An 18,879-nucleotide genomic window follows, 5' to 3' on the forward strand; every position below is an offset into this window, starting at 1 on the left:
GAACAGATATTGCGTATACCGTGTCGCAATAGCGGACGCGGGATACGCTTATTCAGTTGCGTACATATTCCCCTGGGGCGTCGCAAACAGTGGGGTATCCACTGGATTCAGCACCTATGAGCGGAGGCGCAACAACATCACCGGAACGCTCTCGCAGCCACGCCGACCATGCGGGCCACCAGGAATCCGGATGCGTCTGCATCGTCGCTTGCCACTCATCCGGCGCCATGTATCCATCACCGGCCGCGCGGGTATGGATTTGATATTGGCGCTTACCTCGGCCGGGCTCGCTCACGATGCCGCCGTTGTGTCCTCCAGTGGTCAGCACGAAAGTCAGCTCGGCCGAAGACAGGAGATGCAGCTTGTAAACCGAGCGCCAAGGCGCAATATGATCCGAGGCAGTGCCGACGCAAAACACCGGCACAGCGATGTCTCCCACTGAAACGGGGCGACCCGTGACGGGATAACGCCCCGCGCTGAGATCGTTATTCAGGTAAAGGCGCCGGAGATACTGCGAATGCATCTTCGCAGGCAGGCGAGTCCCATCGGCATTCCAGGCCATCAGGTCGGTCATTGGCCGACGATCGCCCAACAGGTATTCGTCAATCATGCGAGACCAGATGAGATCGTAGGCACGCAATAACTGGAAAGCTCCACTCATCTGTTCGGGGGTCAAATAGCCGGTTTGAGCCATGCTGGCCTCCAACAGCGCCACTTGACTCTCGTTGATGAAAAGACTCAGCTCGCCCGGTTCGCTGAAGTCCGTCTGTGCGGCAAGCAGGCTTACCGACACCAGCCGCGTATCGCCATCACGCGCCATGGCTGAAGCACCAATGGCCAGTAGCGTTCCGCCCAGGCAATAACCAGCCGCGTGGACTCCATGCCCGGGGACAACGGAAGTCACAGCGTCCAGCGCTGCATGCAGGCCGAACTCCAGGTACTCATCCATGCCCAAATCTCGATCCTCAGCATCCGGATTTCTCCAGGAGATGCAAAAAACCGTATGCCCTTGCGCAACCAGATACCGTATCAGCGAGTTATGCGGTGACAGATCCAGTACGTAGTACTTCATGATCCAGGCAGGAATGATCATGATCGGTTCGGGATGGACTTTCTCGGTAGTGGGCGTGTACTGAATCAGTTCGATCAGTCGATTTCTCAGAACGACTTTTCCTTCCGTGACCGCTACGTCGCGCCCAACGACGAAGTTCTCCGTTCCCGCGGGAGGCTGGCCGGATAGTTGCCGACGCAAGTCGTCGAGAAAGTTGCGTGGATGCAGACCGTGCGACGGAGGAAGCCGAGATGGAGGCCGAACTCAACAGGGCATGCACGCACTCATTGTTGGCATGCTGGCCTTGATGGATGCTGATGGCCTTTCAGGAGATAGTTGATCGTCGTTCTCGTTTGTGGGGGTTGAATGGAAATCCAGGGATGCCGTAATTGAGGAGCCTGGACGGCGTATCGTTCAGGAACAAACACGCACGGGCGGCCAGGCCCTGCCGTGGCTCGACATGACGGCCTTCCTGCGCGGGGCCATCGACCTTGCGCTAGACAACCATGCCAATGCGCCACGCAGCAATACGCAATGGGTGTTCTTCGACCGTGGCCTGATCGACGCGGCGGCAGCACCCCAGGCACTGGACGGCACTACTATTCTGGACACGATTGCCCAGTCGCATCGCTACCACTCGCGCATCTTTCTGGCCCCGCCGTGGCCTGAAATCTATGTGCAGGACGAAGAACGCCGTCACAGCATGGATGAAGCGCGGGCTGAATTCGAGCGGCTTCAGCGCACCTATCCAGCGCTGGGCTATGCGGTATCGCGGTTGCCCAAGATCAGAGTGGCGCAACGCGCTGACTTTGTGCTGGACACCTTGGCTAGCCGCTAACCTACCAAGGCGAACTCTACCGTATCTCACCGCCACGTAGGACTCCATGCTCAAATCTCTTGCGTAACTCTGAGATAAGGATTGTTGGGTGGTACTGCATCGAACAACCAATTCGCATCGATCAGCAAATACCCATGCAGCTTCCGGGACTTGCGCGGCCCGGTGACTTCACAGATCCAGATGTTCAAGCCGCTGTCGTGCTTTCGATGCAACCCCAGTTTCTCAAAGCGCTTCTGCACCCACTGCCAATCCGGCATCTTGTCCTGCCGTGCCAGCGTGCCGACATGAGGGTGCTCCTGGACGTAGCGCTGGAACACACCTGGGCTGACCAAGTAGGCCGTGTCATTCACGGAATGCACGAGCGCTTTTGCGTCGTTGATGATGAGCCGGCGCGAAGCAATTCCCTGTTTCAGCCACATCATGAAATGTTCGCCTGACGGGGGCGCTGCTGTTAGGGGTGGTTTAGCAGTAGATGGTGGTGGCGAAGGAAGCACTGCGGCAGTCGCTGGCATAGGAGTGCTGGGGTCTGCGGGGTAGCTTCTCTGTGCGACCGGCTCCACATCCTGCTCGGCACCAGGCGAGCCGCTCGTGCTCACCATTGCCAGCATGTCCTCCATGACATCGGACACGGGCTGGGCCTTAGGCGGTGAGGCGGTGACGGTACTACTGCCTTCCCAAGATGGAAGTTTCTGACCGTTCGGGGCTGCCTTCGCCATGGCCGCAGGCGGCATTTTCGGCGCCTCGGCGTCGTTTTCGGCGACTGCCGCGTCGATCGCTACCGTGCCTGCAAAAGGCGTCGGTCGCTCGCCAGATTCCCAGATCAGCGCAGGAGCGAGGCGCAACAGGGTGAACGAGTGGGACCAGCCGGTGGAACTGGTTATGGTCGCGCGCCAAATAGCCTTGCCGTCGGGCGCCGGCTGCAACATGCCGTGATCCTGGAGGACGTTGAACACCGCGGTGTTGTTCGCAGGGATGCCATCGACGCCTTGGGACAGCAGGTGCGCACGCAGTTTGTCCGAGACCGTTTTGCTCACCAGCCACAGGGCATCGTCGGTGAGCCAGCCATCGGAGGCTTCCGGCTGGTTCAGTTTCAACTGTTCCTTGAGCAGGTAGCGCAACCCGTCGAGCAGCTTGCGCTGCAGCGCGTGCTTGGGCGCAGCCATGGCGCGGGCCGGATCGCCGCCCAGCTCCTGGGCCACCGAGGCCCGGTCTGCCTGCACGACAAGTTCGCCCAGTACGCCGGCGTGCTCGTACTGCCCGGCCAGGACGTAGAGCAGTGGTGCCCACAGGGACGGATAGCCGCTGAGCCAGTCCAGGGCCTCACGGTCGAGCAGTTGGTGGTAGAGCAAACCTGTCGCGGCGCTGTGCAGGCGGTACTCGCGATCGTCGCGGTAGCGGAATCGGTATGGCTGGCGCAGCGGGCCGTGCCAAGGGTGCCAGATGCTGCCGTCGGCCAGCTCGACGTGCAGATCGACGGCGATCTTGCCGATGTCGTGCAGCAGCGCGGCGTAGGCGACGGCGGCGGTCCAGGCTTCGGACTGTGCCGCTTGGTCTTCGGGGCTGGCGCCGATGGGCAGCAGATGGGACTGCCGCAGTTTCAGACTGTAGGCGACGATTTCGAGGCCGTGGTCGAGCATGCCGCCCAGATAGGCATGGTGATGCGCCTCGGAGGCCGGGAAGGCCTGGACCAGCTCGGCGTAGCGTTCCAGGGGCGCTCGGTACAGCGTGGCGAATTGCCTGCGCGACAGCGAGGTGCGCTGCCAAATGTGCTCCAGCAGCTTCTGCCGGCGCGGGGTGGCCAGCAGCGATGCGGCCGACTCGGGCCGCATCAACCCTTTCGGGAGGACGGTGGCGGGTGCTGGCGGTGGCGCGCCGGCGACCGGGGGCCGTTTTCGCTGGAACAGGGAGAGCATGCGGGTGTCCTGTGGCGGGCCGACCGGGAGGCCTTTTTGCCTTTTCGAGGTAGGGCCTTTCCCCTTGCACCCCATTCCCTTGCCGTTTCGGCCCTTTGGCCTTTAACCGTTTCGGTATAGCGGGGCCTGGGTTGCGGTTCCAGCGTCAATGTGGAACCCGCACGAATGGATTGCGCGGCGACCAGCCGCTGGCCTCGGCCTATGCTGCGGAGACGCTGTTTTCGCCAGGTAGGTTGCTCTCTAGGCGTCAAAGTTGACAAATGCGACAAAGGCGACTAGAGTAAGTCCTGTCTCAAACCTACCTGGGAGATGACCATGCCCACCGCCATTGAATTCATTGCCGACCGTCTGCCGCGTGTCACCGTGGAGGATGTGCGCCGCTTCGCGGATACCGTCGAAATCCGGGATGCGCCGGCTTTCGCGGCCGAGTTGCAGGCGTTCATTCACGAGCGCGTGGAGGCGGTAAAGCTGCCAGCCAACCTCGAAGGTGAAACGGTGGAGCACGCCTTGAAGCGTAAGACGGCTGCGCTGCGCGCTGAGACGCGCTGGGCGCCGACTGAAACCGACGTCCAGCGAGGCCGCGCCGTGCTGCTGGAAACCTTCAACCAGCCGCACAACCTGCCGCCCGCGGAGTACGCCAAGCTGGCGGACAAGTCGCGCCAGCAGATCTACAAGGACATCCTCGCCCGTCGGCTGCTGGCGCTGAACGTGGGGCCGCGAGGCCAGAAACTGCCCGACTGGCAGCTCGACCCGGTGAAGCAGCAGTTGACCCAAACCGTGCTTCAGGAGGTCGAGGGCATCGACCCTTGGACGATCTACCGCGCACTGTCCGAACCGCTCGAAGGTTTGGGCGGCCGCTCGCCAGTGGATGCGGTGACGCATGGCACGATCGACGACGTGGCCGAGGCCGTGTTCAACGTGCTGGGCGTTCAGGTGCATTGAAGCGAGATCGCCATGAGCCACGAGCTGCCTTCGTTCCTGATCGATGCCGGTGAGCTGCTCCAGCATGTGAGCCGCGTCGTCTATCGGGGCAGCCCGCTGTACTATGGCCGCAGCAGCACCAATCGCTACGATGACCCGGCCCAGGCCTACGGGGTGCTCTACCTGGGGCGCGACCTGCCCACGGCGCTGATGGAGTCGGTGTTTCATAAGCACCAGTGGCTTGCGGACACGAAGCGCTCGATCGCGCTGAAAGAAGTCCAGAGCCGGATGGTGCGCGCAGTGGGCGTGATGGACGACGTGCTTCTGGCCGACCTCACGGCGCCGGGCGTCATGGCGGGCTACTTCGGCCTGAACCTGGAGCAGTTGGCCAGCCGCGACTACACGCACACGCAGCAGGTGTCGGCCCAGGTGCATGCGATGCTTGGAGATGACGGCCAGGTGCTGTTCGACGGGGTGCTCTATCCGTCGCGCAACAACTATCCCGCCAAGAGCATCGCGCTGTTCGAGCGTGCCAGCGCGAAGGTCAGTGTCATCGAGGACATCGATCTCGTTGACCATGTGGACTGGCCGCGTTTCGTTGCTACATACCGCATCGGCGTGGAGCCCGACCCTGGCCCGTTGGAACCGGATGACGAAGCGTCCTGAAGCAGCAAGAGAACACATTGAAGCCCTAAACAGAATGAAATGGACCAAACTGAAATAGGCATCCCTCAGCAGTAGGAGACGACCATGAACACCACGACTCGCACCAGCACCGCAGAACGCCTCGGCCGCGCCTTTGGCCGCGGATGGCGTGCCTACGCGCGCTGTGAACGGCGGGCGTCGAACTGGTTGGTTTCCAAGGGCATGCCGACGGCTGGAGCCACCGCGCTCGTGTGGATGGTTAAGCTGGCTGCGCTCGGGGTGCTGCTGTACACCACCTTCTGGCTGGCCCTGGTGATGGTGTGCGTCATGGTGGTTGCCTGGATGGCCCGCAACACCGACTTGGGCGAGGAGTTGCCCGAGCCAGAGTGGCGAAACGGACCAGCAGGATTCGGCCTATACACCTACGACGGTTTCCGCATTGATCCTCATGTCGAGGACGACTAGCAGCGATCACTTCTTCGACACTGCATTGATCGCAATGCTTCCTCCCCTTCCGCCAGCAGCCTTGGCATCTCCGGTGGCTCCTGCGAGGCCTTGCAACACGTTGCCGGCACGAACGCCCGCCCAAGCCAAGGCCATGATCCAGAACGTAGGCAGTACGATGAACATCGTGCCCGTGACAAACATCAGGAGCATGTCTCCGAAGGCGTTGTTCAGCCCCACCAGCGGGTCGAAGTTGGTGTGCGGCCGATTCCAGCCGAACCCCCAGCCATAGAGCGCATCCAGGATCGTCGAATCGATCCAGCGCGCAAGCTGAAACCAGAAGTCCGTGAAGAAGAGCGCGAACTGCACGACGCTGACGGTAACGACCGTCTTCAGATCGTAGGTGCCTACGACCAGCACAAGCGGGATGCAGATGACCAGCGCCATCTTGAGCAAGGCGAGGACCATGGGCAGAGACTGTCTCACGACGTCCATGGCGGGAAACGCGGCAATCGCGCCGACGGCCATCCCAACGTCTCCCGTGGCCCGCGTCACGATGTTCGGCAAGGTCTTGTCGATCTGGCCGCCATAGTCCGTATAGACGCTACCCTGGTTCAATTTCTGTTGCCGCGGTGACGCGATGGCGCGGATCACCGAGTCGTCCACCTCGGCCCTGCTCAGGAACCCGGCCCAGCCTGCCAGGCGATTCAACAGGTTCGGGTCCACCTGTCCCAGCAGGCGTGCCCGCAGGCCATTGCCGCCATCGGCCCACCACTGCCTGCAGGTCGGGTAGCCGCCACCGCTGCCCACCTGTGCAAGCCCCGCATCGCGGGTGCTGTCGTAGGGCCAGTCGTCGCGCGGCGTGCTTGAGCGGTAGGTGTCGTAGTAGCCGCCCGTGCCCGTGAAAAACCTCGACCCTATCCAGGTCACGTCGTGCATCTGCTGCTCATCAAGCTGAGGGCGCTGCATGAACAATTTGGCCCGCGCAGGCCCATAGCAATCCCGCGAGAAATCCGCTACTTCCTGAGCCAGTACCGGGTCGTCAATGCGGGTCGCGTCGATCTCCATGCGCATCTGCCGCAGGTCCGTGCCGCATGGGATCGCCGCCACCGAGGCGCTCGTGACGGCGCGCGAGAGCGCGTGCATGAAAGCCCACCAGACCGGCACCTTCGCCGACTGGTTGTTGATGGTGCTGAAGGACTGCGACCAGCCGGTATCCGTGGGCTGCGGCACGCTGACCTGGCACTGGGCCGAGCGCGAGCTGTCGTACTGGATGGTGTTGAGGTCCACGTCGATGAACGGGATGCCAGCGAACATCACCACCACGATGGCGACGAAGACCCGGTTCTCGATGCGCGCAGCCGAGAGCACGCCCTTGTTGCCTTCGTCGGCACCTTCCGCACGGGCCTTCAACCACTCCTGCACGATGATGGCGACGAACGGCAGCGCGAATACTCCGCTCGACACCAGCACCGCCCAGATGCCGTTGTTGACGATCCAGGACACCAGCGTCAGGTAGTACTCCAGGTAGTCGGTCGTAAAAAGCGTCATGGCGCGGCTCCCTCTTCAGCTCTGCATCAGCAGGCTGGCTTCCAGCGCCACGATGGCGACGACGCCGGCGATCTCGCTGCGCACCAGGCGTCGCCGCGCTTGCGCGTCTTCCTCGCGGGCCAGCAGCCGGCGGCGCATCCAGACCCAGCCATAGACCGTCGCGCCGTACAGGCACAGCCGCCACACCAGGAAGTAGCCCGCGCTGGCAGCCAGCCACCGCTCCCAGCCGGCAACGCTGCCGACGAGGTAGATGCCGACGAGATTGGCGCCCACGGCCGCGGCGATGATGACCACCGCCAGGAGCAGCGCCTTTGCCGCGCGCCGGCTGAAAAGCCAGCGCGGGCGCAGCCAGGCCGCGTTCATGGCGTGCCTCCCGGGTTGCCCCGCTGCAACCGATCGAGGCGGTCGGGCACCGGGTCGCCTTCGTAGATGCCGCGCGAGCCGGCCGCGCGCGTCCCGTGGCGCTGGATGATGGCCATGGGCGAGTTGTTCGCCAGTTCGCGCCGCAGTTCAAGTTCGGTCTTGAGGTTGCGGATCTCCTGATCGAGCGTGTCGCTCTCGTGGTTCACGGCCTCGACCGCCAACTGGTTGGCCGCCACGTTGGGTTCCTTCTTGCCGGTCAGCAGGGTCCGCTGGAGCAGCAATGCCTTCTCCAGCACGGACGACAACGCGACCTCGGACGCGAGACGTCGCGCCAGCAGGTCTTGGTCTGGCTCGTCGCGCAGCGCCTCGATGACGCCGCGTGTAATGGGCAGCGAGGTGCTGCCGGCTGCATGCAGGTTCTCGAACGTCGTGTTGCGCGTCCCAGAGACCAGTTCCTGCAAGGCCTCCAGCTTGGTCTCGTACTCCTCCTGGATCAGCGGCGTCAGCCCGACGCCAGGCACGGTCTCGGTCTTGGTGCAGGAATCACACGTGCGCTGTACCTGTTCCCCGAGAACCCGCGTCGCCCATTCGGTCGCCTGCTGCGGCGACGTCCAGGTCTGGCAGGACAGGCTCGCGCAACTGGCGGGCGCGATGGAGGACGTGTCAGTCACGCTGCGCCCGTTGACCAGGTTGTAGCCCGCCCGCGTCACGTCACCGACCACCCGGATGGCCGACTGGCCCGCGCCGCCGGCATTGCTGCCGCCCACCCAGGGCACGCCGTCGTTGCCGCGGCGCGTCTCGGCCTGCTCGATCGCCGATACGGCATCCGTGCTCGACACCGCATCGCGCAGCGCCATGCCTTCCGCCATCTGGCTCCATCCGAGCTGGCCGCCCGCCGTCTCGGCCATCTTCTCGGCCATCGCGCGACACGTCAGCTTGGAGCGGTCGAAATCCAGCCTCGCCTGCAGCACACCATTGGTCAGCAGGTTGTACAGCCCCGGATCGGCACGCTGGATGATCAGCGCCGGCAGCGATGCCACGGCACTGGTCGCGCTCTGGATCACGTTGCTCATGATCTGCTGGAACCCATTCGTGATCCCATTGAGCTGATTGCGCAGCGTGGTCTGGATGCTCATGTCGCCGCAGATGAGGTTGCTGTTCCAACCCAGGCCGACCCCGATCGAACGCATGCCAGCGGCGCGGCCCATGGACACCGCACTGCCACCGCCGATCGAGTACATGACCTCATCGCCGATGACGGGGCCGCTGGTCTGGAAGCCGGCCTGCGCCCACGCGAGGCCACAGACCAGGGCGAGCGCGCCGGCTAGCGCCGTGGGGCGCAGCGGGCGGCGAACCTTGGCGGATGGGTTCATCAGTTCAGGACGCTTCATCGCCGTACCCTCAATAGAAATCGACGCTGCCGAGGAACACCTGGCCCCGGCGTTCGCAGCACGCATAGGGCCGCCACAACGCCCAGGCGTAGTCGCCTTGTTGGGCCTGTGTCAGGAAGCCGTTGCGCGGGAAGACCGTGCAGGACGAGGACAGGACGGGCGTGAGTTCCTGCCACTTGCCGGTCGAGGCATCGCCCTCCATCAGCGCGCCGGCCGGCCAGTAGCCATCGCGGGAGTTGGCGAGCAGCGGCTGATAGACGTGGATCTGCCCGCGGCGCGTGACCACATCGCCGGCCCGTTGGGCCACCACGGCACCGGCCTTGTGGTCGTCCGTCTGGTGCAGGAAGCCGCCGCGCGGATAGACGTTGCCCCAGAGGTTCAGGGTCGAGCGCGCGCCGACCTCGCGCATGCCCGGGATCAATGCCTCCGGGTACACCATCTCCGGTACGTTGTAGCGCCAGGCCGGCGTGTCCAGCGTACTGAGCAGGTACGGCATGAAGGCCGTGCCTGCGCCCTCGCAGAAATAGCCCGAGGACGAGACGAACTGGTTGAACACCTCGACGCCGGGGTGGCCGATGACGTCCGCGTTCTTGAACTTCGCGAGATTGTTTTCGTGATCTTCATTGGTGGTGCCGTCCCCGCCGGCCTGGGCCGAAGGGTTGGGCGTGCTCATGGCGCGCACTTCGACCCAGGGGTTCTCGCCGGTGTTCGAGTAGGACGAAACCACCGCATCGGGGATGTAGTGCCTGACCTTGACGGACGTGCGCACCGTGCAGCCGGTCCAGGTGCAGTAGAGCCAGTAGCAGATACCCACCACCCGGTACTCCAGGCAATCGGGCGAAGCCACTGAACCCACGATGGTCGCCGTGTTCAGGGCGTAGCTGCCCGTGGCGCTGAGCAGCAGCACGGAGGTGACGGCAGCCCGCATGCGGCGCAGAAGGTCGAATGAGCGGATCACGGTTCGGCCCTCCGGTGCTGTTCGATGCGCGCGATGGCGCGGGCCACGTCAGGCTCGCCATAGACCACGTAGCGCTGATCCACCACGACAGCCGGAATGGTGGTGATGCCCAGGCTCCATGCGTCGGCAACGCCCTGGTATGCGGTGGCGATGCGACGCTGGAGGTCAGCGCCCCCCTGGCTCAGCCGGCGCTTCACGATGGCTGTTGCCTGTCCGGGATCGGCGGGCAGCGCCGCAGAAAGCTCCGCTTCGATCCGGGGCGCTTCATCCAGCTCGATCAGCTGCTCGCCACCCATGGTCCTGACCGGGTGACGGCTGTCGGTGATGACCACCACATCGGCGGCGAAGCTGGCCGGGCTGAACACGGCCAGGGAAGCCGGCAGCGCAACGGCCAGGCCAAGGGTTCGCCAGCCCGATGCGAACCTGGATGAAGATGCTGGCATGTCGAGCGCCCCCAAGAGTTGTCAAGGGCCATAGTCAAACGCCGAACGCCATGCGGCCCCAACAAACAATGCGCATCGCGGACTGCCCGCATACCTGCTTGTCTTGCGCCAATGAAAAGCGGAGGCCGAAGCCTCCGCGTGGATCAAGGAGCCGGTGCCATTGCTACAGCAGGCCGGATTCCGCAAAGGAGAACGGGGCACCCTGGCCGACGATGATGTGGTCCAGTACCCGCACATCGATGAGCGCCAGCGCGGCTTGCAGTTGCTGGGTCAGCATGCGATCCGCGCTGGACGGCTCGGAGACGCCCGAAGGATGCTGGTGGGCGAAGACCACCGCGGCGGCATTCAACTCCAGCACACGCTGCACGACGACACGCGGATAGACCGAAGTCGCGTTGATCGTGCCCCTGAACAGCGGCTCGTAGGCCAGCACCTGGTGCAGGCTGTCCAGGAACACAGCGGCGAATATCTCATTGGGCTCAGCGACCAGTTTCAGACGCAGGTAGTCCCGTACAGCGGCCGGTTGGCTGAGGCACGGTCCAGCTTTGAAGACCCGTCTCTCCAGCAGCACGATGGCTTGCTGGATGATCCAGTCCTCGTGTTGGGCAGCGATGGCGGAAAGCGACTCCAGGCAGGAGTCATTGACGGCGAAAGACATGGCGAACCTCCAGACGGTGAGATCGGAGGGCACTCGCCCTGGGAGGGCAAGCCCTCCTGGGGAACGAACAAGGTGCATCCATCACCGCGGCAGCGGTGATCGTTCGCGGCCAGGATGCGAGGCGAACGGGGTTGTGGTCAGCGCAGCGGACTGCGCCGTAGCCTTGAAGACCGGGGCTACCTGGGCATGTCGCCGACGACGTCGGCAGGCATTTCCGATGTGGGTGTGGCGGCGGGATCGCCGGCCGCGAGCATGTCCATGGCCGACAGCAAGGCATCGCCCTCGATCGGGCCCTGCAGCAGGATCGCCTTGCCGGTTTCGCGATCGTGCAGCCGCAGCGACGGCGTGGCGGTCACGCCGCTGTTCGTGGCTTCCGCAGTTTGGGTACGAATCGCCGCGTCGGGCCGCTCGCTCGCAATGCACTGTTCGATGGCTGGCGTCAGGGCGGGGTGGCGCAGGTCTTCGGGCAAGCCCTGGCCGTCGCTGTGTGTGTGGACATAGACCCACTCGACAGCCTGCCAGAAGGCGGGATGGCCGCCGGCTTCGCCCGCGCATTCCACCAAGCGCGCTTCGGCGGACGCGGCCGGCTCATGCGCGGCCAACGGCAGGTGGTGCCATTGCAAGGCCACGTCCGCATTGCCGGCTACCCAACGCTTGAGGACAGGGAAATAGGACCGGCAGAACGGGCATTCGAGGTCCGCGTAGAGCGTCAGCGTGAAACGACCTGCCGGGTTGCCCATCTGCCAAGGAGGCCCGGCCACCTGCGTCTCGCTGACAGGCGCCGAGGTTTGGGGCGTGGACTCGCCTGGCGAACGGGACACGAGCCAGATCAGCAGCAGCGCAACCAGCACTGCGCCTAACGCCCATGGCCAGCGGGCCCGCCAGCGCCGACGGCGGAACGCCTGGACCTGCATCGGAATGGATGAGCGTTTCTGTTCCATGGCGTTCTCCGGTGCACGGCAGATTCAGGGCAGGGCCAGGGCCGGCGACTCGATGCCGCGTGCCCGGTCGATCTTCTCGGCCACCTTGAAGGCGGCATCCAACTCGCTGACGCCGTGCTGCTGCATGAGCTGGTAGCGCTCGGCCTTCTCTTCGGGTTCGGTCTGCGCGAGCGCGAGATACAGGCTCGGCGGCACGGCGCGGAAGAGCACCTCCATGCTCTTGGAGAGGATGACGCCCTCGGTGAACTTGCCCGCTTCCTTGCGTGCCGAAAGCATCAGCGCCTTCTGCGCCGGCGAGAGTTCGCGGAATCGTGCGATCTTCTCCACCTCGTCCGGCGGCATCGACAGGCAGATCCACCACTCGATCATGTTGAGCATGGGCTCTGCGGCGCGCGGCAGATCGTCGATGTTTTGCGTCGCCAGCCAGAACCAGGCGCCCAACTTGCGCCACATTTTTGTAATTTTCACGACATACGGCGCGAGCAGCGGGTTCTTCGTGATGATGTGGCCTTCGTCGGTCACGTTGATGATCGGGCGGCCGAGATACTGGTCACGCTCCGCGATGTTGTTCACCGTGCTGATGAGGCTGATGTACGCGATCGAGAGCTGCGCGTTGTAGCCCTCACGGGCATAGGTCGCGAGATCCACCAGCGTGATGTCGGCCTCGGGCCACGGCGTGCCGTCGCGGTCGAACATCTCGCCGTCCGTGCCTTGGCAGAACATGTCCATCGCGTCCGCCATCTCCAGCAGCCGCACGCGCCGCATCTCGGGCAACGTCGGGTCCTGGCCGCGGGTGCGCAGCGCATTGCGCACGTCGCGCGTGAGCACCGTGCGCTTCTCGGCCACGCAGTGCTCGGCGGCGTCGAGGATGCACTGGCGGATCAGCGAGCGGTCGGCGCGCGTCATCCTGGCTTCCTCCTTGTCCTCGCCGCCAGTGATCATCAGCCGCGCCGTGATCTCCAGTTCGCCCAGCACGTCGCGCTGTTCGTCCGCCTCCATGGCTGAGGCATCGGGTGGCAGGTCTTCGTCCAGCGCATCGGCATCGAGCGTTTGCACATCGCTGGGCGTTTCGATCAGCCGGCGCGCGTCGGCGAACGGCGCTAGGCTGATGCCCGATCCGGGGGCCAGCTTGACCCGATTCACGGTCAGGCCCAGGCGCCTGGCGAAGTCGCTGAACAAGCCGAAGCTATTGCCGGCTTCCACGATGAAGAGGCGCGGCCGATAAATGGCCGTGACCTGGTTCAGCAGATTGTTGAGCGTGGCCGATTTGCCGGAACCCGTCGGGCCGAACAGGAACAGGTGGGCGTTCATCTGCCGGTCCAGGCGATTGAGCGGATCGAAGGTGATCGGCCCGCCGCCGCGGTTGAACATCGTGATGCCTGGATGCCCCGTACCCTGGGCACGGCCCCACACCGGCGACAGGTTTGCCGCGTGCTGGGCGAACATCAGTTGCGTGTACCACCGGCGCCGATCCTTGCCGGGGTTGTAGCAGCACGGCAGCCAGCGCAGGTAGCTGTTGAGCGGCGCCACCTCATCATCCTCTCGCACCGGCTGCAAACCAGCGTTGAGCATCACGTTCGCCAGGTCCAGGCCGCGCCGATCCAGTTCCGCCTCGTCGCGCCCGCGCAGGTAGAACGCCAGCGTGCCCCGGTAGAGCTTGTGCGCGCTGCCGATCAGCGAGCGGGCTTCATGCACGTCCTTGAGCGTCTGCTCCGACGCCAGCGTCTCGCCCACGGCCTTCTTCGCCAGGTGGTTCAGATCCGATTCCAGGACATCCTGGGGCGTGGCAACCATCGTGAGACAAAGCAAGGTGTCTTCCGGCATCTGGTCGAACAGCGTGTTGATCGCATCGCCCTTGCGGGTCTCGCCGGTTAGATGTCCCGTGCCGGGCGGCATGCGCAGCCGGTCGGTGATCAGCACACGGTGCGGCATGCCGTCGAAGTACCAGGTGCCGTGCTCCACGTCGGAGCGTGGCTGGCCGAAGAACAGCCGCTGGCTGAAATCCCGCCCGCTCGCCAGTTCGATCTCGCCGGCCTCAGTCTCGTCCGGGTAGCGCGCCAGTGCGTAGAAGCGCTCCCGGTCCTCTGTACTGGGCCCGAGCATCGCGGGGCGCGGATTGAGCCACCGCAGCAGCCAGTCGTGGACGTCGGCTGCGACCATGCGCCGTGCCTGGATGCCGGCGTTCGCCAGCCCGCCACACAGGCGGTCGCAGACGATGTTCAGCATCTGCTCGGGCGTCTGGCCGCGGCGGCTTGCCTGCCCGGTGGCACGTCGATAGACCACCATGCGCACGCGCCGCGTCTGCCCGCGCCAGCGCAGCCGCGTGACCACCGTGTCCTCGAACAGGCCGCCGGGCTTGGCCACCGCACGCAGATGGTGGCCGAAGAAGCGCAGGTAGAACTCGGTGAACGCTGTCCCGCGGGCACGTGGCTGCACGTAGTCACGCAGGGTCTGCATGTACTGGTCGAAACTCGGCTCGTCCTGGGCATAGAGCTGGAGCACCCAGGGGTTCTCGTCCAGCTCATCGAAGCTGTCCTGCAGCGCGTTCTCCAAGGCGTCGCGGGCGTGGGCAAGCCAGCCCGGTTCCCGGCCCTCGGTCCCCAGCGGCACCAGCTCGAAGAAGGCCGCCACCGATTGGCCGTCCTCCAGCAACATGGACCTTGACTCGGGCAAGAACTCGACCCAGGGCAGCAGTTCCACGAAGGACGGTGCGACCTCGTACAGCGCCTGCTCGTCGGCCTCCGTCGCCGGTTTGCGGCCCCGGACTGCCGAGCCGGGTTCGGGGATGCCGGCTTGGCGCAAGGCCTCAATGTGGCGCTGCCAGCCGTCCGGCTGCTCGTCATCACCAGCGCCGGATGCGGCCAGCTTCAGCGCGGCCGGCTTAGGCCAGGGAAGTTTCCAGCGCATCAGTAGTCCTCCACGCGCTCACCCGGCATCGCGTACTGAATGCGCTGGTACAGCGGGAAGACGGTCGTGTAGCCGGGCACCGGCACGGGATCGGTGCCGGCCAGGTGCGGGTACACGTACATCACGAGATCGGGATTGGGCAGGCGCTGGAACTGGCGATGGACCTCGTTGCGCGCGGTGCGCGTGTAGCGCATCTGCTCGGCAGGTGCGGCCTGCATATCGGCGTCGGTCAGCGGCCGACGCAGGCTCTGGCGCGCATCGAGCAGTTGGCCGCCGGCGTTCCGTCCGGCTGCGCCACCGCCGTCCCCGGCCTCCTGCTGCCAGATGTCCATCATCGTGCGGTCACCGTGGGTCAGCAGCTTTTCCTTGCTGGTGGCGCAGCCGGCGAGCGCCGCGACGGCGAGGACCAGCGCCAGGCCACGGGCCAAGCTATTCAAGTTCGAGAGCATGGCTTTCTCTTGTGCGGTGATCGACCTTGCGGCCTTCGGGATCGAAGTCGATGGCGAGCGGCTTTTCGAGGTGGACGGCGACCTTCGCGCCGGGCTGGACATAGACGGCGGCGAACGCTTGGCCGTAGAGCTTGTTGACCCAGGCCGACATGTCCCGCACGCCGCCCGCCAGAATCTGGCCGACCGCCTCCTGGCCGCTGATGCCCACGGTGCCGATGGAGCCGTCCGAGCCGACATAGGACATGCGGCCGCTGTCGCTCTCGATGAGCGAGGCCACGCCGGCACCGGCCGCGGTGATCAGGGCCTGCGAGCCGAGGTACTGCTGGGCGTTGCTGCGCCGCTCGCCGCTGACGCAAGGAATGCCGTGGGGATCGCTGATCCAGCCCAAGCCATCGCGCTGCTGGTTGTTCTGCTGGTTTCCTTCGCGGTCTTCGGGGATCGTGCGAATCGTGCCGTCGTTGAAGACGAACGTGATGCTGCGCACCTGGCCGCGCACGCAAGAAAGCGTCCAGTCGCCCGAGGCGGTGCCGCTGAACACGGCGCCGGCCACATCGGGAATGTCGATGCCGTTCGCCGTGAGGTTGTCCGGCCCCACCAGCACCTTGAAGGGGTACGGGTCGTTGACGGTGCCGTCGATCGGCACACGCCCGATCAGCGCTGTCATCGCCACCGAGCCCATGAGCGTGGAGTTCGTGGGGACGGTATAGACGGGCTTTGCGGTCTTGACGCCCGCGGCGCGTGCCCCGGCGTTCGCCACGGTTTCCGCCGTGGTTTGCAACGTGCTCTGCTCGGGGCCGAAGCTCGTCGGGAAGCTCATGCCGCCAGCCGTGCCGCGCCCCCTGTTGCGTCCCTCGGCAGGCTTCGCGTCATCCGGTTCAACCCAGCGCATGCCGCCTTCCATCCCGGCCTCGTCGCCCCCCTGCAGCCCCAGGCCCACGGGCAGATCGGCATGGCTGCCACCGCGCCCACCAATGCTGTCCAGGCGCCGCTGCAGGTCAGCGAGCAGCCCCTCGGTCTGCTGGCGCTCGCTGGCCGCCTGCTGCTGGTCGCGCCGCAGGTTGGAGCGTTCGGACTCCAGCGCAGAGTTGATGCGCTGGTCGATCGAGTTCTCGCGCTGACGCAGCCGCTGGTTTTCCTCACGCTGGGATTTGTTGTCCGAGAGCGCGGTCTGAAGCTCGGTGCGCAACTGCTTCACTTGGGCAACGAGCGTCGCCACGGTGTCGCGCGGGGTATCCCCCTCGATGCCCAACGCTTTCATTTCCGCAGGCGTGAGCTTGGCGCCGGCATCCGCGGCCGGTGGTGCCGAAGTGCTGCCACCCGAGAACAGCCGGATGGCGACGAACAGCACCAGCAAGGCAACCGGGATCATCAGCCACTTCAGGAGTCCATTACTGCGCATCGGGGGCCTCCTTGGCGTCCGTGGGCCTGTCTTTCGGCAGCGGGAGATGTGCGGCGGGGTCGAAGCGGTGGATCGCGGGCAGCAGCGACTGCGCAAGGCCGCGACCGCGCGTCACCAGGTACAGGACGGTCGTGTCCTCGGGTGTTCCGCGCGGGCCAAGCGCCTCATGTTGGAAGGTGGCGGTGAGGAAGTCGCCTTGCAGCACGCGCGGATCAAGCGTGACCCAGCCCGCGCCCGTGTTGGTCAAGCGCACGGCGGTGACCCACTGGTCTTCCAGGCGCCACGACGCGAGCGCGAGTGCGCGCACGGGCAATGTCGGCATCAGCGTGCCGAGGTCCATGTCGCGGCGCAGGTTGACCCGCATGACGCCCGGCAGCGGTTCCACAGTGCGCAGCGGCGCGTAGAGGTTCTGTGCGGCGAAGCGCGTCAACACGACCGGGACCGGGGTTTCGCGCCGCGCTGCTCGCGTCCCTGCCTGGTCCTGGGCGCGCGCCGGGGTCTCGTCGGCACCACCGGACTGATTGCCATAGCGCGCTGGAGTGCTGTTGCCTTCGACGATTCGCACCGGCTCCAGTTCGGCTTCCCCGTCCTTGGGTGGTTCGGCGGCGATGTCCAGCAGGATCAGCGCGCCCGTGTCGGCGTCCTGCAATTGCAGCCGTGTCGGCTCGATCGGCTCGCTGGCGCGCAGGTACACGGCGCCGCCCGCACTTTGAACGCGCAGGCGCTCGCCCACGCCCGCAGGCACGCCGACGCGGACGTTGCGGTCGATGAACACGATGCGCTCCTGGCCGACCTTCAGCGGCACCGCCAGCGGCATGCGCTCCCAGCGCAGGATTTCCACCGCCTGGGCGATGGGTGCGGCGGCCACGGCCAGCAGCCCCAGCAGCGCGAGTACAGGATGCTTCATGGGGTGGTTCCTCCTTGAGGCGCTTGCGGAGACAGGCCGCCGGATGCCGGGCGCGTCGGCTCCGGGGTGCTGATGCGCTGGGGCGTGCCGGCGTAGCAGTCGAGCGCCAGGCCGAACGGATTGCGCGCGGGGTCGATGTCCACTTTGGTGACTTTCACGGGGTAGCGCACCAGGGCGCGCTTGACTTGTTCCGCGCCGTAGTACTCGTCCGCGGTGATGTCCAGCGTCACCACCCAGTCGCGATCGGAGACCGTGCGCACGCGCGCCGTAGGGTCGTCGCCGTAGCCGCGGCCAGGGATTTCGTAGATGCCGCGCACGCGCTGGCGCAGCTCGCCCGTGCTGCGGCGGTAGTCGTAGTCCGCGCGCAGGAAGGCTTGGCAGGACGGCGTGAGGTACGGCGAGAGCGTGTGGAGGTTGCGCGCGTAGTCCTCTTCGCCATTCGTCGGCCAGCGATTGAGGGTCTGGAACACGTAGAACGTGAACGCATAGACCGATTCGGGCGGTACCTCCCACCACTTGCGGGTGCTGCCCGAGCGCAGGTCAGGCGGGACGTGGATGGTCAGGTCGCGCGGCGCGCTCCACCAGCCGCCGCCCATGACCAGGGCGACGATGACCAGGGCACCGGCACCCAGGCGAAGCGTCTTGATGTGCGCCTGCAGGTGGGCGATCTCGTTCTTGAAGCGGCTCATCGTGCGCTCCTTGAGGCAGACCGTCGGGTGGTCCAGAAACCGGAGCGCGAGATCAGCACGTGGCCGCCCACCCAGCCCGCCATCAGCGGATGCAGCGTGGCGATGCGCCATTGCAGTTGCCGATACAGCCAGGTGTCGGGGCGCCCACGCTTGAGGCGGCGCAGGATGCCGCCGCCGATGAACACGCCCAAGGCCACGCCCAGGACAACGAACGTCGGTGCGATGGCAATGGTGCGGAGCATCCACGAAAGCGGCGCGCCGACCAGCAGGCCGGCCGCGCCGGACAAGCCGCAGCAGATCCACAGCTCGTCGGCGGTGAGGCCGCGCACGACAACGGGGTGGCGGTTGAGCCGGTGCGGAAGGAACGTCACGGTCCCGTCCGCACGGACGTGCTGCTGATCGGACATACCG

Annotated in this window: 18 protein-coding genes and 1 pseudogene; 4 read left to right on the forward strand and 15 right to left on the reverse strand. The window is 65.4% G+C overall.

Features of this window, described 5'->3' with window-relative positions; all coding sequences use genetic code 11:
* Positions 1 to 52: 52 nt before the first annotated feature.
* Positions 53 to 1,267, reverse strand: a pseudogene (locus HND92_RS01935) (PHA/PHB synthase family protein); the annotation flags it as partial.
* Positions 1,268 to 1,406: 139 nt separating this feature from the next.
* Here HND92_RS01935 and HND92_RS01940 point away from each other — a divergent pair.
* A complete protein-coding gene (locus tag HND92_RS01940) occupies positions 1,407 to 1,889 on the forward strand; it encodes an AAA family ATPase (protein WP_013520789.1) in 483 nt (160 codons plus the stop codon).
* 50 nt (positions 1,890 to 1,939) lie between these two features.
* Here HND92_RS01940 and mobH read toward each other — a convergent pair whose 3' ends face one another.
* Entirely contained in the window at positions 1,940 to 3,802 is a 1,863-nt protein-coding gene (gene mobH / locus HND92_RS01945; protein ID WP_003050081.1) for a MobH family relaxase, read from the reverse strand.
* Between the two features lie 315 nt (positions 3,803 to 4,117).
* On the opposite strand from mobH, the gene HND92_RS01950 reads away from it, so the two are divergent.
* The 3 genes from HND92_RS01950 to HND92_RS01960 all read left to right on the forward strand — a co-directional run bounded on the left by HND92_RS01950 (position 4,118) and on the right by HND92_RS01960 (position 5,833).
* Positions 4,118 to 4,744 carry a hypothetical protein gene (locus tag HND92_RS01950; protein WP_003050085.1) on the forward strand — a complete coding sequence of 209 codons (627 nt, stop codon included), beginning with the start codon at positions 4,118 to 4,120 and terminating at the stop codon, positions 4,742 to 4,744.
* Positions 4,745 to 4,756: 12 nt separating this feature from the next.
* On the forward strand, positions 4,757 to 5,389 hold the full coding sequence (locus HND92_RS01955; protein WP_003050087.1) for an RES family NAD+ phosphorylase: 633 nt from the start codon (positions 4,757 to 4,759) through the stop codon (positions 5,387 to 5,389).
* Between the two features lie 84 nt (positions 5,390 to 5,473).
* Positions 5,474 to 5,833 carry a DUF3742 family protein gene (locus HND92_RS01960; RefSeq protein ID WP_003050090.1) on the forward strand — a complete coding sequence of 120 codons (360 nt, stop codon included), beginning with the start codon at positions 5,474 to 5,476 and terminating at the stop codon, positions 5,831 to 5,833.
* Between the two features lie 6 nt (positions 5,834 to 5,839).
* On the opposite strand, the gene HND92_RS01965 is transcribed toward HND92_RS01960, so the two are convergent.
* From HND92_RS01965 to HND92_RS02025, 13 genes are all read right to left on the reverse strand, one after another.
* A complete protein-coding gene (locus tag HND92_RS01965; RefSeq protein ID WP_087747801.1) occupies positions 5,840 to 7,363 on the reverse strand; it encodes a conjugal transfer protein TraG N-terminal domain-containing protein in 1,524 nt (507 codons plus the stop codon).
* Positions 7,364 to 7,378: 15 nt separating this feature from the next.
* Positions 7,379 to 7,726: a hypothetical protein gene (locus tag HND92_RS01970; protein WP_003050094.1), complete on the reverse strand. Its 348-nt coding sequence runs from the start codon at positions 7,724 to 7,726 to the stop codon at positions 7,379 to 7,381.
* The gene (locus tag HND92_RS01975; protein ID WP_003050095.1) at positions 7,723 to 9,117 is read right to left on the reverse strand and encodes an integrating conjugative element protein; all 1,395 of its coding nucleotides are present in this window, start codon (positions 9,115 to 9,117) and stop codon (positions 7,723 to 7,725) included. Before HND92_RS01975 ends, HND92_RS01970 begins: the two co-directional genes overlap by 4 nt.
* A 10-nt stretch (positions 9,118 to 9,127) precedes the next feature.
* Positions 9,128 to 10,075 carry a TIGR03756 family integrating conjugative element protein gene (locus HND92_RS01980; protein ID WP_003050097.1) on the reverse strand — a complete coding sequence of 316 codons (948 nt, stop codon included), beginning with the start codon at positions 10,073 to 10,075 and terminating at the stop codon, positions 9,128 to 9,130.
* The gene (locus tag HND92_RS01985) at positions 10,072 to 10,518 is read right to left on the reverse strand and encodes a TIGR03757 family integrating conjugative element protein (protein ID WP_087747799.1); all 447 of its coding nucleotides are present in this window, start codon (positions 10,516 to 10,518) and stop codon (positions 10,072 to 10,074) included. The genes HND92_RS01980 and HND92_RS01985 overlap by 4 nt, the downstream gene beginning before the upstream one ends.
* Before the next feature lie 163 nt (positions 10,519 to 10,681).
* Positions 10,682 to 11,176, reverse strand: coding sequence for a JAB domain-containing protein (locus HND92_RS01990; RefSeq protein WP_003050103.1), 495 nt, complete (start codon positions 11,174 to 11,176; stop codon positions 10,682 to 10,684).
* Positions 11,177 to 11,352: 176 nt separating this feature from the next.
* On the reverse strand, positions 11,353 to 12,117 hold the full coding sequence (locus HND92_RS01995) for a thioredoxin domain-containing protein (RefSeq protein ID WP_003050104.1): 765 nt from the start codon (positions 12,115 to 12,117) through the stop codon (positions 11,353 to 11,355).
* A 24-nt stretch (positions 12,118 to 12,141) separates the two neighbouring features.
* Positions 12,142 to 15,024 (reverse strand): conjugative transfer ATPase, encoded by a 2,883-nt coding sequence (locus HND92_RS02000; RefSeq protein WP_003050106.1) that lies wholly within the window; start codon positions 15,022 to 15,024, stop codon positions 12,142 to 12,144.
* The gene (locus HND92_RS02005) at positions 15,024 to 15,473 is read right to left on the reverse strand and encodes a TIGR03751 family conjugal transfer lipoprotein (protein ID WP_003050109.1); all 450 of its coding nucleotides are present in this window, start codon (positions 15,471 to 15,473) and stop codon (positions 15,024 to 15,026) included. Before HND92_RS02005 ends, HND92_RS02000 begins: the two co-directional genes overlap by 1 nt.
* On the reverse strand, positions 15,454 to 16,872 hold the full coding sequence (locus HND92_RS02010) for a TIGR03752 family integrating conjugative element protein (RefSeq protein ID WP_172205592.1): 1,419 nt from the start codon (positions 16,870 to 16,872) through the stop codon (positions 15,454 to 15,456). The genes HND92_RS02005 and HND92_RS02010 overlap by 20 nt, the downstream gene beginning before the upstream one ends.
* Positions 16,862 to 17,779 (reverse strand): TIGR03749 family integrating conjugative element protein, encoded by a 918-nt coding sequence (locus HND92_RS02015; protein WP_047350883.1) that lies wholly within the window; start codon positions 17,777 to 17,779, stop codon positions 16,862 to 16,864. The genes HND92_RS02010 and HND92_RS02015 overlap by 11 nt, the downstream gene beginning before the upstream one ends.
* Positions 17,776 to 18,468, reverse strand: coding sequence for a PFL_4703 family integrating conjugative element protein (locus HND92_RS02020; RefSeq protein ID WP_047350882.1), 693 nt, complete (start codon positions 18,466 to 18,468; stop codon positions 17,776 to 17,778). The genes HND92_RS02015 and HND92_RS02020 overlap by 4 nt, the downstream gene beginning before the upstream one ends.
* On the reverse strand, positions 18,465 to 18,875 hold the full coding sequence (locus HND92_RS02025) for a TIGR03750 family conjugal transfer protein (RefSeq protein ID WP_047350881.1): 411 nt from the start codon (positions 18,873 to 18,875) through the stop codon (positions 18,465 to 18,467). The genes HND92_RS02020 and HND92_RS02025 overlap by 4 nt, the downstream gene beginning before the upstream one ends.
* Positions 18,876 to 18,879 lie beyond the last annotated feature (4 nt).

Source organism: Diaphorobacter sp. JS3050, assembly GCF_013154915.1.
GTDB classification, from domain to species: Bacteria; Pseudomonadota; Gammaproteobacteria; order Burkholderiales; family Burkholderiaceae_C; genus Diaphorobacter; species Diaphorobacter nitroreducens.

What these genes read in the sequence shown, in the direction of transcription:
- mobH (WP_003050081.1), bottom strand. Translation starts at nt 3,802, where the DNA reads ATGCTCTCCCTGTTCCAGCGAAAACGGCCCCCGGTCGCCGGCGCGCCA.
- HND92_RS01950 (WP_003050085.1), top strand. Translation starts at nt 4,118, where the DNA reads ATGCCCACCGCCATTGAATTCATTGCCGACCGTCTGCCGCGTGTCACC.
- HND92_RS01955 (WP_003050087.1), top strand. Translation starts at nt 4,757, where the DNA reads ATGAGCCACGAGCTGCCTTCGTTCCTGATCGATGCCGGTGAGCTGCTC.
- HND92_RS01960 (WP_003050090.1), top strand. Translation starts at nt 5,474, where the DNA reads ATGAACACCACGACTCGCACCAGCACCGCAGAACGCCTCGGCCGCGCC.
- HND92_RS01965 (WP_087747801.1), bottom strand. Translation starts at nt 7,363, where the DNA reads ATGACGCTTTTTACGACCGACTACCTGGAGTACTACCTGACGCTGGTG.
- HND92_RS01970 (WP_003050094.1), bottom strand. Translation starts at nt 7,726, where the DNA reads ATGAACGCGGCCTGGCTGCGCCCGCGCTGGCTTTTCAGCCGGCGCGCG.
- HND92_RS01975 (WP_003050095.1), bottom strand. Translation starts at nt 9,117, where the DNA reads ATGAAGCGTCCTGAACTGATGAACCCATCCGCCAAGGTTCGCCGCCCG.
- HND92_RS01985 (WP_087747799.1), bottom strand. Translation starts at nt 10,518, where the DNA reads ATGCCAGCATCTTCATCCAGGTTCGCATCGGGCTGGCGAACCCTTGGC.
- HND92_RS01990 (WP_003050103.1), bottom strand. Translation starts at nt 11,176, where the DNA reads ATGTCTTTCGCCGTCAATGACTCCTGCCTGGAGTCGCTTTCCGCCATC.
- HND92_RS01995 (WP_003050104.1), bottom strand. Translation starts at nt 12,117, where the DNA reads ATGGAACAGAAACGCTCATCCATTCCGATGCAGGTCCAGGCGTTCCGC.
- HND92_RS02000 (WP_003050106.1), bottom strand. Translation starts at nt 15,024, where the DNA reads ATGCGCTGGAAACTTCCCTGGCCTAAGCCGGCCGCGCTGAAGCTGGCC.
- HND92_RS02005 (WP_003050109.1), bottom strand. Translation starts at nt 15,473, where the DNA reads ATGCTCTCGAACTTGAATAGCTTGGCCCGTGGCCTGGCGCTGGTCCTC.
- HND92_RS02010 (WP_172205592.1), bottom strand. Translation starts at nt 16,872, where the DNA reads ATGCGCAGTAATGGACTCCTGAAGTGGCTGATGATCCCGGTTGCCTTG.
- HND92_RS02015 (WP_047350883.1), bottom strand. Translation starts at nt 17,779, where the DNA reads ATGAAGCATCCTGTACTCGCGCTGCTGGGGCTGCTGGCCGTGGCCGCC.
- HND92_RS02020 (WP_047350882.1), bottom strand. Translation starts at nt 18,468, where the DNA reads ATGAGCCGCTTCAAGAACGAGATCGCCCACCTGCAGGCGCACATCAAG.
- HND92_RS02025 (WP_047350881.1), bottom strand. Translation starts at nt 18,875, where the DNA reads ATGTCCGATCAGCAGCACGTCCGTGCGGACGGGACCGTGACGTTCCTT.